Source organism: Veillonella parvula, from assembly GCF_032577575.1.
In the GTDB taxonomy this organism is placed as follows: domain Bacteria; phylum Bacillota; class Negativicutes; order Veillonellales; family Veillonellaceae; genus Veillonella.
Genome location: NZ_JAWFVO010000001.1, coordinates 454,253 through 469,618 on the forward strand (window position 1 = coordinate 454,253; position 15,366 = coordinate 469,618).

Annotated in this window: 17 protein-coding genes and 1 tRNA gene; all 18 read right to left on the reverse strand. The window is 37.1% G+C overall.

What is annotated here, in order from left to right:
- Positions 1–42: 42 nt before the first annotated feature.
- The gene (locus E7K77_RS02115) at positions 43–459 is read right to left on the reverse strand and encodes a DoxX family protein (RefSeq protein ID WP_123137904.1); all 417 of its coding nucleotides are present in this window, start codon (positions 457–459) and stop codon (positions 43–45) included.
- A gap of 333 nt (positions 460–792) precedes the next feature.
- Positions 793–2,418: a chaperonin GroEL gene (gene groL, locus E7K77_RS02120; RefSeq protein WP_004696042.1), complete on the reverse strand. Its 1,626-nt coding sequence runs from the start codon at positions 2,416–2,418 to the stop codon at positions 793–795.
- A 112-nt stretch (positions 2,419–2,530) separates the two neighbouring features.
- The gene (gene groES / locus E7K77_RS02125; protein ID WP_123137902.1) at positions 2,531–2,812 is read right to left on the reverse strand and encodes a co-chaperone GroES; all 282 of its coding nucleotides are present in this window, start codon (positions 2,810–2,812) and stop codon (positions 2,531–2,533) included.
- A gap of 131 nt (positions 2,813–2,943) precedes the next feature.
- Complete coding sequence (locus E7K77_RS02130; RefSeq protein WP_004696048.1) at positions 2,944–3,522, reverse strand: ANTAR domain-containing response regulator; 579 nt, start codon at positions 3,520–3,522, stop codon at positions 2,944–2,946.
- Positions 3,523–4,914, reverse strand: coding sequence for a sensor histidine kinase (locus tag E7K77_RS02135; RefSeq protein ID WP_123137901.1), 1,392 nt, complete (start codon positions 4,912–4,914; stop codon positions 3,523–3,525).
- A gap of 2 nt (positions 4,915–4,916) precedes the next feature.
- The gene (gene tsaD, locus E7K77_RS02140) at positions 4,917–5,948 is read right to left on the reverse strand and encodes a tRNA (adenosine(37)-N6)-threonylcarbamoyltransferase complex transferase subunit TsaD (RefSeq protein WP_123137900.1); all 1,032 of its coding nucleotides are present in this window, start codon (positions 5,946–5,948) and stop codon (positions 4,917–4,919) included.
- Positions 5,945–6,394 (reverse strand): ribosomal protein S18-alanine N-acetyltransferase, encoded by a 450-nt coding sequence (gene rimI / locus E7K77_RS02145; protein WP_004696055.1) that lies wholly within the window; start codon positions 6,392–6,394, stop codon positions 5,945–5,947. The genes tsaD and rimI overlap by 4 nt, the downstream gene beginning before the upstream one ends.
- Positions 6,394–7,152: a tRNA (adenosine(37)-N6)-threonylcarbamoyltransferase complex dimerization subunit type 1 TsaB gene (gene tsaB / locus E7K77_RS02150; RefSeq protein ID WP_077708479.1), complete on the reverse strand. Its 759-nt coding sequence runs from the start codon at positions 7,150–7,152 to the stop codon at positions 6,394–6,396. Before tsaB ends, rimI begins: the two co-directional genes overlap by 1 nt.
- Positions 7,136–7,630 carry a tRNA (adenosine(37)-N6)-threonylcarbamoyltransferase complex ATPase subunit type 1 TsaE gene (gene tsaE / locus E7K77_RS02155; protein ID WP_123137899.1) on the reverse strand — a complete coding sequence of 165 codons (495 nt, stop codon included), beginning with the start codon at positions 7,628–7,630 and terminating at the stop codon, positions 7,136–7,138. The genes tsaB and tsaE overlap by 17 nt, the downstream gene beginning before the upstream one ends.
- Complete coding sequence (thiL, locus tag E7K77_RS02160; RefSeq protein WP_077708481.1) at positions 7,620–8,600, reverse strand: thiamine-phosphate kinase; 981 nt, start codon at positions 8,598–8,600, stop codon at positions 7,620–7,622. The genes tsaE and thiL overlap by 11 nt, the downstream gene beginning before the upstream one ends.
- A gap of 112 nt (positions 8,601–8,712) precedes the next feature.
- Positions 8,713–9,273 (reverse strand): GerMN domain-containing protein, encoded by a 561-nt coding sequence (locus E7K77_RS02165; protein WP_077708482.1) that lies wholly within the window; start codon positions 9,271–9,273, stop codon positions 8,713–8,715.
- Positions 9,274–9,276: 3 nt separating this feature from the next.
- A complete protein-coding gene (locus E7K77_RS02170; protein ID WP_077708483.1) occupies positions 9,277–10,374 on the reverse strand; it encodes an N-acetylmuramoyl-L-alanine amidase family protein in 1,098 nt (365 codons plus the stop codon).
- A gap of 245 nt (positions 10,375–10,619) precedes the next feature.
- On the reverse strand, positions 10,620–11,564 hold the full coding sequence (locus tag E7K77_RS02175; protein WP_174892282.1) for a ComEC/Rec2 family competence protein: 945 nt from the start codon (positions 11,562–11,564) through the stop codon (positions 10,620–10,622).
- Positions 11,561–13,138, reverse strand: coding sequence for an NAD(P)H-hydrate dehydratase (locus E7K77_RS02180; protein ID WP_123137897.1), 1,578 nt, complete (start codon positions 13,136–13,138; stop codon positions 11,561–11,563). Before E7K77_RS02180 ends, E7K77_RS02175 begins: the two co-directional genes overlap by 4 nt.
- A gap of 1 nt (position 13,139) precedes the next feature.
- Complete coding sequence (gene acpS, locus E7K77_RS02185) at positions 13,140–13,511, reverse strand: holo-ACP synthase (protein ID WP_008601123.1); 372 nt, start codon at positions 13,509–13,511, stop codon at positions 13,140–13,142.
- Between the two features lie 68 nt (positions 13,512–13,579).
- Positions 13,580–14,371, reverse strand: coding sequence for a hypothetical protein (locus tag E7K77_RS02190; protein WP_123137896.1), 792 nt, complete (start codon positions 14,369–14,371; stop codon positions 13,580–13,582).
- A gap of 94 nt (positions 14,372–14,465) precedes the next feature.
- Positions 14,466–14,549 (reverse strand) — tRNA-Leu (locus E7K77_RS02195).
- A gap of 54 nt (positions 14,550–14,603) precedes the next feature.
- On the reverse strand, positions 14,604–15,365 hold the full coding sequence (gene surE, locus E7K77_RS02200) for a 5'/3'-nucleotidase SurE (protein ID WP_123137895.1): 762 nt from the start codon (positions 15,363–15,365) through the stop codon (positions 14,604–14,606).
- Position 15,366: the final 1 nt, after the last annotated feature.

Sequence of the window (15,366 nt, forward strand, 5' to 3'; positions counted from 1 at the left end):
AAAGACTCATCAGCCGATGAGTCTTTTATTCTAATTTCCTAATTATTTAAATAAAGCTTTATCTAAACTAAAGCGACCAGCACCAGCAAAGAATAACATAAGTGCACCAAAGCCTAATTGAGATGGGTAGTCCCAGCTAAAGAAACTACCATTCAAACTCACAATAGTCGCAGTTGCTAAAGTACCTACAACTAGAGTAGCACCAATACGTGTAAATAATCCTACTGCAATGAGAATACCACCAATCATTTCTGCAAGTGCTGCCATAGTGCCTAACATCTCATAACCACCGGATACACCTAAAGGTGCTAACATAGTCCCTACTTTGTAGAGCCCTTCAGCTCCGCTAAGCCATTTTAAATAACCATGATAAAACATGGAAATGCCCAATGCAAGGCGATAAATCAATAAGCCAAAATTTACATAATTAGGTTTACTTTTAAAAATAAAGTTCAACATAGTGATCCTTCTTTCAATTCAAATATAACAAATCGAATAAATTCGATACACTAATTATACTATTAGAGAATAACTATGTCAATAAGACTCACTATTAAATTCTATAGAATTATATCATACATTGTATACAAAATCAATTTTATCGATGTAATCAACATAATCTAGTCACTTTAAATCTGGTCAGCTTGAATATAATAATATCTTATTTAAAATATTACACCCTTACAATAGATTAATTTATCAGTAAAAAATAATCCTAATGAATATGAAAAATGTAATTCACAATTCATTAGGATTATTATATTTCTTATAAAATTAATTCTAACCAGCTGATTACATCATACCGCCCATACCACCCATTGGAGGCATTGCAGGAACTGCTGCATTTTCATCTACCTTATCAGCTACGATTGTTTCAGTAGTTAATACAAGAGATGCGATAGATGCGGCATTTTGAAGGGCAGAACGAGTAACTTTTGCAGGATCAACAATACCAGCTTTAACCATATCGATGTATTCTTCAGTCAAGGCATTAAAACCTACACCAGCTTCAGTATTTTTAACTTTTTCTACTACTACAGAACCTTCGAGACCTGCGTTGTATGCGATTTGACGAAGTGGTTCTTCTACAGCGCGTTTTACAAGGTTAATACCAGTTTGAACGTCACCAGTAGCTTCCAATGTATTCAATGCAGGGATGATATCGATGAATGTAGTACCACCACCAGCTACAATACCTTCTTCAACAGCTGCACGAGTTGCATTCAATGCATCTTCAATGCGAAGTTTCTTATCTTTCATTTCAACTTCTGTAGCAGCACCTACTTCGATAACTGCAACACCACCGGACAATTTAGCTAGACGTTCTTGTAATTTTTCACGGTCGAAATCAGAAGATGTTTCTTCAACTTGTGCACGGATTTGGTTAACGCGTTTAGCAATTACATCTTTATCACCTGCGCCATCGATGATTGTAGTTTCATCTTTAGTGATGCGAACTTGACGAGCTGTACCAAGATCTTCAAGCTCTACAGAATCAAGCTTGCGACCCATATCTTCAGTAATAACAGTACCGCCTGTTAAGATAGCGATATCTTCAAGCATAGCTTTACGACGATCACCAAAGCCAGGAGCTTTAACAGCTACAGCTTTGAATGTACCACGCAAACGGTTTACTACTAATGTAGCCAATGCTTCCCCTTCTACATCTTCAGCGATAATAAGAAGTTCTTTGCCTACTTTTACTACTTTTTCAAGTGTTGGCAACATATCTGCGATGGCACTGATTTTACGATCAGTGATCAAGATATATGGGTTATCCATAACAGCTTCCATACGATCAGGGTCAGTTACCATATAAGGGGAAATGTAACCACGATCAAATTGCATACCTTCTACTACATTTAATGCAGTTTGCAAACCTTTGGATTCTTCAACAGTAATAACACCGTCATTACCAACCTTTTCCATAGCTTCAGCAATTAAACCACCGATTTCTTCGTCAGCAGCGGATACGCTTGCAACTTGAGCAATTTCAGCTTTACCAGAAACTTTGATGGAGCGTTTTTTAATTTCTTCAACCAAAGTTTTTACTGCTGTTTCAATGCCTTTTTTCAAAATCATTGGGTTTGCACCGGCTGCTACATTGCGCATACCTTCTTGAATCATAGCTTGCGCCAATACTGTTGCGGTAGTAGTACCATCACCTGCTACGTCGTTAGTTTTAGTAGCAACTTCTTTTACTAATTGAGCACCCATGTTTTCAAATGGATCTGGAAGTTCAATATCGCGAGCAATGGTTACACCATCATTTGTAATTGTTGGGGAACCAAATTTTTTATCCAACACAACATTACGACCTTTTGGACCTAATGTAACTTTTACAGCATTTGCTAATTGATCGACGCCACGGCCTAAAGCGCGACGAGCTTCTTCATTAAACAAGATTTCTTTTGCCATATGTATTACCTCCTAAATAGTAACACTATCCAATGTAACGAAATATATGTGCCCTTAGGCAATATAGAATGTATCATCAGTTTTTATAGTCATATAGACTATAAATCAGCGATTATAATACTGCTAAAATATCGCGTTCGCTAATAATCAAATGAGTAGCGCCATCGATTTCTAATTCGCTACCAGCATATTTTGCAAACATAACAGTGTCGCCAACTTTAACTTCTGGAGCTACACGTTGACCATTGTCATATATTTTACCAGCACCTACAGCTACAACTACACCTTCTTGAGGCTTTTCTTTAGCTGTATCAGGAAGGAAGATACCACTTTTAGTTTTTTCTTCTTTTGCTTCTAGACGGATAAGAACGCGGTCAGCTAATGGTTTTAACATATAATGTCACTCCTTTTTACTAGTTAATCTCCATAATTTATTAGCACTCTAACTCATTGAGTGCTAATCACAAGTATTATTATAACCGAAGTTAAAATAATTGCAAGTACTAATTTTGATTTTTTGACTTTTTAGATATTATTTGACTTATTAGACTGTTTAATGATGAGATTACATGTTTCTATAATAGATATTTGTTTATTCATACTTAAAGTGCGGATCCGATTATACGCTTCCACTTCAGATATAGAATATAGTTCCATTAATATACCAGTTCCCTTTTGAATGATTTTACGATCTTCTAATGACTGTTCTAGCTCAGCCATCTTTTCGCGCAACTGAGCATCACTTTTATAGCGACCTAAAGCCATCTCTAAGGTAGGAACTAACTGTTCCTCCCGTACTGGTTTAATTAAATAGCCATATACACCAGAATCTCGAGCCTTATCGATTAAATCTTGCTGGCTATAACTTGTTAATAATACTACAGGTGCTTCATGGTGAAAGCCAATTTGACGTGCCGCCTCAATACCATCTAATTCTGGCATCTTAACATCCATCAATATAATATCTGGCTTATGTTTTTTACAAAGTGCTAAAGCTTCAACACCATTTGTACCTTCTGCAACGACTTCATGACCACAAGACTCAATAATATCTCGTAAATCCATACGTATTAGGGATTCATCATCCACGATTAAAACGCGCATTTATGCCTCCTTTTTCATATATATCGTCACCAATACACCTGTTCCAGTATTTTCTATGGATAAACTTCCTTTTAATTCATGAGTAACTAAATTATTAATAATTGTTAAACCTAACCGTTTATTAGAAGAAACAGAGAAATCACTAGGCAATCCTTTTCCGTTATCTGTAAAAGCCAGTTTAATTGTACTACCTGCATCAGTAACTGCTAGATGAACATTTCCACGATTCCCGTCTAACCCATGTTCTAAGCTATTCGTAATCAATTCATTAATAATAAGAGATACATAACTCGCCATATGAGAAGAAATTAGCATATCTTCGCCACTGTAAGTAAAAGTAACCTCTTGATCTTGTCGCACCATACTCATACGCAACAAACGACATAATTCATCGTAAATTGATCGGATACCAATATAATCCTCATCGTAATGAGACACTATATCGTGAACTAGAGCCATGCTCTCGATGCGATTAATCCCCTCTTGGAGTGCTTGCTTTACATCTGGCAAGCTAGAGCGTCTCGCCTCCATACGCAATAACCCTGCTACAGTTTGTAAGTTATTTTTTACACGATGATGAACCTCTTTGATAATGGAATTTTTAACCAATAATTCTTGTTGCTGTTTACTTTCACGAGTACAATCATGAAGAACTAAAAAGCACCTCGTTTCATTGCGCCCCATAGCAATAGGAATCATGTGCTGACGAATTACCATATCTTGATAGATTTCTTCATTTGTACGTATACTTCTATCTGATAATACTTGCTGTATAGCGGACATCTTTAAGGTACTGCTAAAAATTGATGAACCTACCAAGCGACGATCAAAGCCTAATACATCTACTAACTTCATAGCTGCATCGTTAGCATACAGTATTTTATAAGTGTCGTCGAAAATAATTAAACCATCAAAATAGGACATGGGTTCGTAAGACAATATTTGTTCATCAGTAGCCGTCAGCATAAGACGTTGCATCGTATCAGACAAAAGGTATTCTTGCTCATATTGTTCTGCCTTAATAGATGGTGATAATGTAAAAGATATACCCCCAATAATACGACCTCCGTTGTCTACGATAGGAAAGACATATTGACGCGGTTTGTCATCTAACCCGATAAGTGGTTGACCATCTTTCATCATAGCATGCCACGTATGATTGCCTTTTAATTGACGTGTAGTAATCCCTTGATTACTGCGTTCTATACATAGCATATCTGCACATTGTTGTGATCTCTCACCTTGTCCTGTCTCTAGTAGGGGGGTAAAAATCTGTATCCTTTGACGAGTTAAAGACTCGCCAAAGGATATGAGTTTACTAATATGCTCAAGTAATGAGGTTTGTAATGGTCCTAATGGTGTTCTATTTAATATATCTTGACCAATATCCACGATTAATCCTCTTTCCAAGATACGTATCCAATTTCAACACTGGGCTTTGCATTCAATGTTAAATCGCAAAATTTTCCGGCCTGCGCCATATAATAAGCTCGGCATCCAATCATGGCCGCATTGTCAGTAGACAAAATTTTATGTGGTTTGTAATAAGTAAAACCTTCTTCTATACACATAGCTTCTAAAGCCTTTTGTAATCCTTTATTAGCTGATACACCGCCAGCAATAGTAATACGACTTTCACCTAAAGTATGTGCGGCATCTTTCGTCTTTTCTACTAACACATCTACGATGGCCTTTTGAAACGATGCGGCCACATCAGCTTGATTAATAGGCTCATTCTTTTGTTGCTTACTATTTAAATAGTTTAAAACTGCGGATTTCAAACCACTAAAGCTAAATTCAAAATTACCTGGCTCACTTAAAGCCTTTGGAAATTCAATAGCCTCTGGATTCCCTTCAGCGGCAAGGGCATCGATATGAGGACCCCCTGGATAAGGAAATCCCATAACCCGTGCAATCTTATCAAAAGCCTCACCAGCTGCGTCATCTCGTGTTTGACCAAGAACATCAAAATCTTCATATCCTTTTACATGTACTAACATGGTATGACCACCAGATACAACAAGACTTAAAAACGGAGGCTCCAGTTCTGGATTAGCTAAAAAGTTAGCAAAAATATGACCTTCCATATGGTGCACTGGCACCAAGGGAATCCCTGTAGCAAAGGATAACCCTTTTGCAGCAGCTATACCAACTAATAAAGCCCCTACAAGACCTGGCCCATACGTAACACCAATATGATTGATATCTTGTAGAGTCACATTCGCATCACGTAATGCTTGGTCTATAACAGGTATAACTTGTTCTATATGATGACGTGATGCAATTTCAGGTACAACGCCACCAAATTTTCTATGTATTGGTACTTGGCTTGAAATAACATTAGACAAAACGGTGCGCCCGTCCTTAAGGACAGAAGCAGAGGTTTCATCACAGCTACTTTCCAAGGCTAATGTGTATATACTCATTCTATTTCCTCTGAAACGAGAGACATAATATAAGCATCTTCCGTAGGCTCTGAATAATAATCTTTACGAATTCCTTTTACAGAAAATCCTAAATTTCTATACATAGCCAATGCTGCTAAATTAGATATGCGCACCTCTAAGAAAATTTCTTTCATACCTCTCGTAAGACATTCATCTATTAATTGCTTGGTAAGTTTTGATCCATATCCCTTACCTCGTGCGGAAGGAATAATAGCGATATTCGTGATTTGACCTTCATCGTATACAAGCCAAGCACCTGCATATCCAACAATTTTGTTCTCCTCACAAATTACCATATATAATTTATTTGATGCCCCTTCTAACTCAACGAGAACAGATTCTAAACTCCAAGGAACAGAAAAAGACTGTTGTTCAATAGCATAGATAGCTTGAGCATCATCTATTGTAGCCAAACGAATCTCCATTATTCGACTCCCGCTGCCTCAGTAACTATAACTGCAGGATTTTGGTTCAACATTTCAGGATTATCCTTATGGCGTTCTTCCCATAACACTTCTGCTTCTGAGCGTCGAATATAATAAGGAACCATATCCATAGGATCAGAACTCTCTTCAGAGTCTACCAATCTACGGCCAGCCAGTAATAGAGAACTAGCTTTTGGAATACGTTGCGAGATATCTAAAATTGTTAAATTTGTATCACTTTCATCTAATAGCTTTTCTATTCGCTTAACGCCATCCCCAAGGAACACTACATGTTCTTCAGATGCTCGGAGTCGATCTAATAAATCATTAGCAGCAATGACAAAAGGTTCCTCTTTACAAACCAATTCATTATCATCATATTTGTAGATACCTGCATAAACATGTTTTTTCTGAGCATCGATAACAGTACAAATCGTGCGGTCCGTATAAGCCACATTACGAGCTAAACTGTCCATGGTCATTACACCATATAAAGGAATTTGTAAGGCATAAGCCATAGCTTTAGCGGTCCCCATACCAATCCGTAACCCTGTAAAAGAACCGGGTCCAATGCTAACCATAATCCCTTTTAATTCACTTTTTTCAACTTGACAGGTCCGTAATAACATATCAATATGAGGTACCAACTGCTCAGAATGAGTCAATCCAGCTTGAATGGTCAATTCCCCAATTAGGCAACTTTCATCCATTAAAGCCACACTCGACACAAGTGAGCTCGTCTCAATTCCCAACCACATATGGGCCTCCTATTTCTACTAAATCATCCGCTGTAAGGTAATCACTAACTAATGTAATGGATCGGCTTGTATCATCAATGCGCGTTAAATAAATCCATAGTGTTTCATCAGGCAATTCATGAGGAAATTTATCAGCCCATTCTACAATGGATACGCAATCTTCTGTATACTCATAAAAGCCAATATTTTCCAGTTCACTAATATCTTCCAAGCGATATACGTCAAAATGATATAAATGAGTTCGATTCACATCATAGGTATTCATGATGGCAAAGGTAGGACTTGTAATTTCTTCAGTAACCCCAAAGCCCTTTGCAATTCCTTGCGACAAATGTGTTTTTCCTGTCCCCAAGTCACCAACTAGTGCTATACAAAGAGGGTCCCCATTATGTTTAACCCATTCGCCTAATAATTGACCAAATTGTTGTGTGTCTTTTACTGTATGAGTCTTTAAATGAACCTGTACCTTATCCTTCATGAAAATGATTATATCCTTTCGCTTCTACAGTCTTAATCGTTTTATCAGATGTTACCATTTGAACCCGTGGGGGGCCAGATAAAACTTCTCCTATCAACGTAATGCCTGCTAGCTTTTCCAATTCCGAAAGTAGTGATTTTGGCGCCGTAAAGACTAACTGAAAGTCTTCTCCACCATACAAAGCATAATCTACTGGATTAGTTTGTAAATGCTTAGCTAATTCGTAAGTCTCCTCGTGTAGAGGGATTGCTTGTTCTTCAAATACAATGGAAACATTACTAGCTGTAGCAATTTCATTCAATTCACTACCTAGTCCATCGCTAATGTCATTCATACTATGGATACCAAGCTGTCGCAATTTTTGCCCCAATTCAATCTGTGGTTCGGGACGTTGATGCCCCACTTTGGTCATATCATAGCCTACTAAATTATATGATAACGCTCCTAAGCCTGTAGCTGCATAACCTACATAGTTTGTAACACCTACAACATCTCCTACTTTCGCACCACTTCGCATAACCGCAGTGCCTTTAGGAACCTCTCCGATAATTGTTACAGTCCAAACCATGGGCCCTTCTGTACGTACCGTATCTCCACCCAATATATTGAGTTGATATCGCATACATTGATCTTTAATTCCCCTATAAATTTCATCAAGAATGACTGTATCAACATGGTCTGGTGCGGCTACAGATAATACAATTTGTCTAGGAATGCCACCCATAGCCGCAACATCACTTAAATTAGCCGTCATAAGGCGATACCCTACATCATAGGGCATCATATAGTGAAAGCTAAAATGAACACCTTCCACCATTGTGTCAGTGCTTATCAATTGCTCTGTATTTTGTTCTGCTTTATAAATAGCACAATCATCACCAATACCATACACTACAGTATTAGGATTATATATTGTGTTATCTTGAATTTGGCGAATGAAATTAAATTCCCCTACATCTTTTAATTGCATCTGATCACCTAGTTTCCGTTTATTACTTATTGTATTGTAACATATATAAAAGACAACAAAAATAGCAGATAGTTGATATAACAACTATCTGCTATAAATGTCTTTAAAAGAATTATTTTTTAATTAGATTCGTCATTCTCTTAACAGGTTCTTTAGTATCAAAGGAACCTACAGTTGGCACTTTTTTACCATTATTGACAAATAGAACACCATTAATATTATCAAAGGATGTCAATGTATTTACAATAGCAGCCATTTGTAATTTAACAGTTAAGTCTCCGCCATTACCCTTTACGAATGCATCATTTACTTCAACAGAAGCAATACCATCTTTTACAGTAACAGATGTAATTTCAATATCCTTAGAGAAGACTGGATATTTTTGTGCTCTATCGGCATTTAACATTGCTAAAAGAGCTGCTTTAGGCGTAACTTTATTCGCCTCCATCTCAACGGTAGTTTGTTTTACCCCAGAACCATCCTCTGTAGGAACAAAGAAGGCCATCTTAACCTTTTCTTGAGATACTTTACTTGTTTCTGCATCCTTATTGACTTTCGTCTCTTGCGTAGGTTCACTTTTACCTGTTGTAGGAGCTTGTTCATGTGTACAACCCACTACAAATGCCAGCATACCTACACAGAGAATCGATAGAACTTGTTTACGTAATTTCATCGATTAACCTCCAAAGTAATTAGCAATACCATTTGCAATGCGGTTAGCAAAGTCTTCTTGAGTTTGAGGAGATTGTAGCACACGTTCCTCATTAGGGTTAGAAATAAAACCAAGCTCTACAAGAATTGCAGGCATATTAGAATGTCTCAACACGTATAAGTTACCTTCTTGAATGCCACGATCACCATTGAAACCAGGTGTGTCAGCAATTTGAGATTGTACCTTTTGTGCTAATCGAGCATCGTTACCAGTTTTGCTATAGTAATATGTTGCAATACCACCAACGCTAGGATTATTAAATGCGTTGATATGAACGCTCACAAGAACATCAGAATTACTACGGTTAGCCACGTTAACACGAGCCCCCAATTCATCAACACCACTTGCATTAGGACCATATACATCTACATCGGTAGTACGAGTCAAAAGTACTTTAGCACCACGATTTTCTAAAGATTTTTTCAAATACATAGAAATTGGTAGTGTAATGTTTTTCTCTTGTACACCGTGAGGTCCAATAGCACCAGAATCACTACCACCATGTCCTGGGTCAATAGTAATTGTTTTGCCAGATAAACCGCCACTAGTAGAGTATTTACCAGATCCTGTAGGTACATTTTTTGCTGGATGTGCAGATTGAGATGGCTTTTTACCATAGTAAGCAGGCTTAGCTACAGCACCTTTTTTCTGAACATCAACAACGATACGATACGGTTTCTTATTAACCGTATCTTTTTTCAAGGAAAAAACCTTTACATCACTAGTATCAATAGATGAAGGTGTCTTGATTGTTACTTTAACGTCTCTGCCATCTTGTGAAAGTTTAGCAGAGCTAGCAATAGCTGAGTCCATAGAAATGTTCTCTTTAGCCGTCTTTAGCTTTGTATTCTTTAAAGTAACAGTCGTAGTTTTCCCATCTTTGCTAATTGATGCAGATGCCTTTATAGGTGCCGATAAGTCCATAACAATACGAACATATGGTACAGGTGCATCTGTTCTAGTCACCCATCGAGCATCTTCCAAATTAGCTGCCTTTGCTTGAGTCAATAATAAAGGTATCGCCATCAAGACTGCAAGGCACATTAAAAATAGTTTACGCAATACATTCACTCCAATCTAACTGACATACATAGTGTCCAAACCATAGAGATGAGTCGATGATATTTTTATCTATCAAAATCTCATCGTTCCAATCTATCCATAAACTAATGTTAGATTATAAATAGATTATTTCATACAAACATGAAGATTAGTATGCCGATTACACATATTACTATATAAAGACCTTATACAGAATACACAAAAAACAGTTTCATAAAAATAATTTTTTGTATAAGTAATCAAAACTAACGTTCAGTTGTAATTTGCCATTCATTCCCATCCGTACTAATATGAATACGTCCCATCGTATCTGTACGGTAAATAGCAATATTATTTTCCTGCAAGCGACGTAATGTCACATCGTGAGGATGACCATACTTATTATACATGCCATTTGAAATTAATGCACTTTCAGGCTTAATAGATTTCAAAAAATCTTCAGAGCTACTTGTACGAGAACCGTGATGACCTACCTTAAGAATACGAGCAAACAATCTGGAATTCTGCTCTTTTATAAGTTTTTTCTCTTCTTGCCATTCAGCATCACCCGTGAAGAGCATAGAGAATTTACCGAAGATTAATTTACCTACAATAGAATTATTATTAAGATCTGTCTCCCCTTTTTTATCAGTTAAAGGTTCAATCCAAGGAGCATATACTATGAATACAGCACCATGTCCAAAATCAACTACATCTCCACTTCTCAAAGTAGTTCGTTGAATTTTATTTTTCTCAATCCACTTTTCATAAGTTTTGTACATATTATTATCAACGGCAATACCATCATCATATACATTTTCAATAGGCATAGCCTTTGCAATAGCATAGAAACCACCCATATGATCAGCATGAGGATGCGTGATAATAATATTTTTCAGCTTTGTTACCCCCATAGTTTTAAGTTGAGCTACAATATTTTCACGATGTTCTATGTCACCAGTATCGATCATGCTATACTCATCGCCTACCTTAAGTAATATAGCATCCCCCTGACCAATATCTAGCATATATACATCTAGATTACCTTCAGGGGTAGTCGTTTTAGTATCGATCGAGTAAGCCCCATTAGCGTTAGTAGTTGCTTGATTTGCTGCGTTTGCTACATCATTATTTGTGCATCCTGCAATGGCAAAGATAGGAATACATAATACCAACAAGAAAGCTATAAAGCGTTGTATTCTATTTGTCATTCATAATCTCCCAATAATTCACTAACCACGAAGCCTAAAGAAGCACTGACATCACTCGGAGTATAACCCCAACTCTTTGTTTCATTCAGAATATCTGCACTACGACTATGTACATATACACCGAGAACAGCACTATCTTGTAGTGAATAACCCTGACTTATAAAACCAGCAATTACACCAGTCAGTACATCTCCCATACCGCCAGTACCCATGCCCGCATTACCAATAGTATTTACATACACTGTTCCATCAGGTAATGCCACAATTGAAGGAATTCCTTTTAGTACAAGAGTAACTTGATGAGCCTTAGCAAATTCTCTAGCCAACATGATATAATGACGCTCAATCCATTTAATAGGTAAATCAATAAGTCTACTAAATTCACCTAAATGCGGTGTCATGACACAATATGGAAGTTCTTTTTCCACTGTATATGCAAACTCAATATCACCATCTCGCAAAGCATCTTTATTAACACAACCAACATGTCCCAATGCATACAAAGCATCAGCATCTAGTACTAATGCTCCTTCGTAAGCATCTAAGATATGCTCCACTAAATTACAGATTTCACGGGTGCGACCTAAACCAGGTCCCATAGCAACAACTTGGCGACAATCAAAAAGTTCTTTATTAGTCTCTGTGGAAGTAACCATCACCTCAGGTATGACACGGCTTTGTACAATCTGTTTAATTATTTGGGGTACAGCTAATGTTACTTTACCAGCACCACTATGAACTGCCGCTTCAGCAGCCAAAATAGGGGCTCCTATCATATCATTTGAACCACCAATAATTAAAGTGTTTCCATTGACACCTTTATGCGCCATTGGAGTACGATAGTTGATAATTTTTTCTGCTAAATCAGAATCAATGGTTATAGTTCTAACACGTTCACCCAGTACCTGCTGCCAAGGAGCACCCAATGGAGCAACCACAGCGGTTCCTCCTATAGCCTTTCCGGGATATAATAACAAACCTTGTTTGATAGCTCCAAAAGTAACAGTATAATCATAGGTCAGTGTGCCTTCAGTTACATGACCAGTAGTAGCATCCAAACCTGCAGGTACATCAATAGCCCACAAATCAAAATTATACTGACTACGCATAGTATCAATATCATTTAATATATCGATGGTCACCTCTCTTAACCTTCCAGTAAAGCCCGTTCCCATGATGCCTTCCACAGCGATGGCTACGTTGGACCAATCATTGAATTCATCATACATATCGATGCTACAGCCCATAGCTTTGCAGCGCTCAATTTGCACTGCAAAAAGATCACTACACTTGTTTATATCTCCTACTAGTACAATTTGTGCTGGTACGCCTTGCTCCATCAAATGGCGAGCCGCTACAAGGCCATCTGCCCCATTATTACCCGTACCACATATGAATAAAACAAAACTATTTATGGAACGGCCATTATTCAGGGAAAATAAATCGTACTCTCCCCATAAGGCATCTACGATACCACGCCCAGCATTTTCCATGAGGATTTCTAAAGAGATTCCTAATTGCTTAGGAACCTCTCGATCTATAAATCGAGCATCTTCTGTAGTTAAAATATTCATCTTATGCTCCTTCAAGTATAACTGTACTCATTGCATAATCCTTGCAATGACTAATCGATACATGAATATCAGTATAACCTGATGTTTCGTAAATATCTTTGAAAGTATCTTGTAAACGAATTAAGGGTGCGCCCCATTTATCATGATAAATCTCTATATCTTGCCATGATCCATGCCTCATCCCTGTGCCTAAAGCTTTAATAAAAGCCTCTTTTGCAGCATATATACCTGCAAAGGATTCGTAACATCCTTTATTCCGACTTTTACAATATTCAATCTCATGAATCGTATAAACGCGCGCTTTAAATGAACTTGATTTCTCTATAGCTTGACGTATACGGTCAATCTCTATAATATCATTCCCTAATTTCATAATAGCTCCTAAAATACCCTAATACTATTATTATACACTCATAAAGGGGATTAAAACATAAATAATATCTAGACATTTACCGAAAATGGTAGGCTAGGCAAACTATAAATTTCAACTTTACCTTTGCGATTAACCGCCATATACATTTGACCATTTCGACAATCCATGTCTTCTACTTCCATTCCAGAAGCATAAGGGCTAATATTTTTAACAACCCCCTCTTCATCGACGTATACAAAGGTTGTCAACGTTGTAAATAAAGTATTTCCATTAGTTGCGTAAGCACCGTTATTATTTAAGTTTGTATGGTTAGCATCAATTTTATAAGAACGAATACGATTAAAATTGGAGTCGTAATAATTAATTGTCCGTTCAGAGTTTGTTAAAGGCACAATTGATACATATTCATTGCGTACTTTATCATATGCAAAATTAAAAACTTTCTCTTTTAGTTTAATCGGTGCTTCAACAATCATGCTATCCGCTTCAATAGGAGTAAGGTTATATCCATTTACAACAGCATTTGTTGTATAGTAACGATTATTGACAGAATTATAAGTTAAGGTATTCATATGACCTAATAAACTTTTATAACTATACTCATATTTTGCAACAACAGTAAAAGTTTTTGGATTAATTTCATAAATAATTTGCTTCGTATTATCTGAATTAATACAAGCTAAAGCAAAAACGTCTTTTTTGGAATTATAACAAAATCCTTGGCACTGATTTACAGATCCATCTAATGGTATTTCTGCCAAGCGAGATAATGGCAATGGCATCTGTACAGCGCTAACCTGTTGAGTAAGTTTAGGAATATCAAAGATATTTGTAATATAATCAATTACACCTTGATCCATACTGTCACCTCATGAAATTAATAATGTATATTATAGTATATAAATTTATAAATATAAAAATAGGCGGTAAGACAAAAGTCTTACCGCCTAATGTTGGTGCCGGAGGTGGGACTTGAACCCACACGGTGTTACCCGCTTGATTTTGAGTCAAGTGCGTCTGCCATTCCGCCACTCCGGCGTATCGGAACATTTGTTATTATACAGACATCCCTAAGCAATGTCAACATATTTTTTATATTTCATCTAAAATATTTTGAACCCTTTTCATATCCGTATCACATTGTTGTTTCCATGTGAGTGCGACACCTGTAATATAGCCTTTACGGGCAAATTCTACATCTGTAGGAACACTTTCAGCACCATAGTCTAGCTCGCCAGCTAACCAATAATAATCCTGTCCTCTTGAATTAATGCGAGCTTCGATAATATTACTGTAGGTTTGTAAGCCTTGGCTCACCATTTTAAAATGATCCCAATCACATGTGCCACGTAATGGGAAGTTCACATTTAGTAAACCGCTAAACTGACCCGCCACATAAATTTTCTCAATCAATTCATGTATAAATGGATGCATCTCGTCTCCCCGTTCAACAGAATATCTCTCAACAGATAATGCTAAACCGGGAATACCGTAAAAACCACTTTCCATAGCTGCCGAAACAGTGCCGGAATACAATACATCAGAGCCTAAATTAAATCCATGATTAATTCCAGAAATTACAAGATCTGGCATATCATCAGCCAATAAATAACTGAGACCGAACTTCATGCAATCGGACGGCGTTCCCGTTAGAGCATAAAGGCGAGGATTTTCATCCTCGCCATTGCAAGCATCTAATTTCAATGGAACCTCGGTCGTCAATGCATGGGATTTAGCACTTTGCTCATTAGCAGGTGCTACAACGGTAATTCTATAATATTGACTTAAATACGATGCAAGATGACGTAAACCATCTGCTAAAATGCCATCGTCATTACACATTAAAATATGCATA

Bases quoted from the DNA above. Each gene is read 5' to 3' on its own strand.
- E7K77_RS02115 (WP_123137904.1), bottom strand. From the start codon at position 459: ATGTTGAACTTTATTTTTAAAAGTAAACCTAATTATGTAAATTTTGGC.
- groL (WP_004696042.1), bottom strand. From the start codon at position 2,418: ATGGCAAAAGAAATCTTGTTTAATGAAGAAGCTCGTCGCGCTTTAGGC.
- groES (WP_123137902.1), bottom strand. From the start codon at position 2,812: ATGTTAAAACCATTAGCTGACCGCGTTCTTATCCGTCTAGAAGCAAAA.
- E7K77_RS02130 (WP_004696048.1), bottom strand. From the start codon at position 3,522: ATGCGCGTTTTAATCGTGGATGATGAATCCCTAATACGTATGGATTTA.
- tsaD (WP_123137900.1), bottom strand. From the start codon at position 5,948: ATGAGTATATACACATTAGCCTTGGAAAGTAGCTGTGATGAAACCTCT.
- rimI (WP_004696055.1), bottom strand. From the start codon at position 6,394: ATGGAGATTCGTTTGGCTACAATAGATGATGCTCAAGCTATCTATGCT.
- tsaB (WP_077708479.1), bottom strand. From the start codon at position 7,152: ATGTGGTTGGGAATTGAGACGAGCTCACTTGTGTCGAGTGTGGCTTTA.
- tsaE (WP_123137899.1), bottom strand. From the start codon at position 7,630: ATGAAGGATAAGGTACAGGTTCATTTAAAGACTCATACAGTAAAAGAC.
- thiL (WP_077708481.1), bottom strand. From the start codon at position 8,600: ATGCAATTAAAAGATGTAGGGGAATTTAATTTCATTCGCCAAATTCAA.
- E7K77_RS02165 (WP_077708482.1), bottom strand. From the start codon at position 9,273: ATGAAATTACGTAAACAAGTTCTATCGATTCTCTGTGTAGGTATGCTG.
- E7K77_RS02175 (WP_174892282.1), bottom strand. From the start codon at position 11,564: ATGACAAATAGAATACAACGCTTTATAGCTTTCTTGTTGGTATTATGT.
- E7K77_RS02180 (WP_123137897.1), bottom strand. From the start codon at position 13,138: ATGAATATTTTAACTACAGAAGATGCTCGATTTATAGATCGAGAGGTT.
- acpS (WP_008601123.1), bottom strand. From the start codon at position 13,511: ATGAAATTAGGGAATGATATTATAGAGATTGACCGTATACGTCAAGCT.
- E7K77_RS02190 (WP_123137896.1), bottom strand. From the start codon at position 14,371: ATGGATCAAGGTGTAATTGATTATATTACAAATATCTTTGATATTCCT.
- surE (WP_123137895.1), bottom strand. From the start codon at position 15,365: ATGCATATTTTAATGTGTAATGACGATGGCATTTTAGCAGATGGTTTA.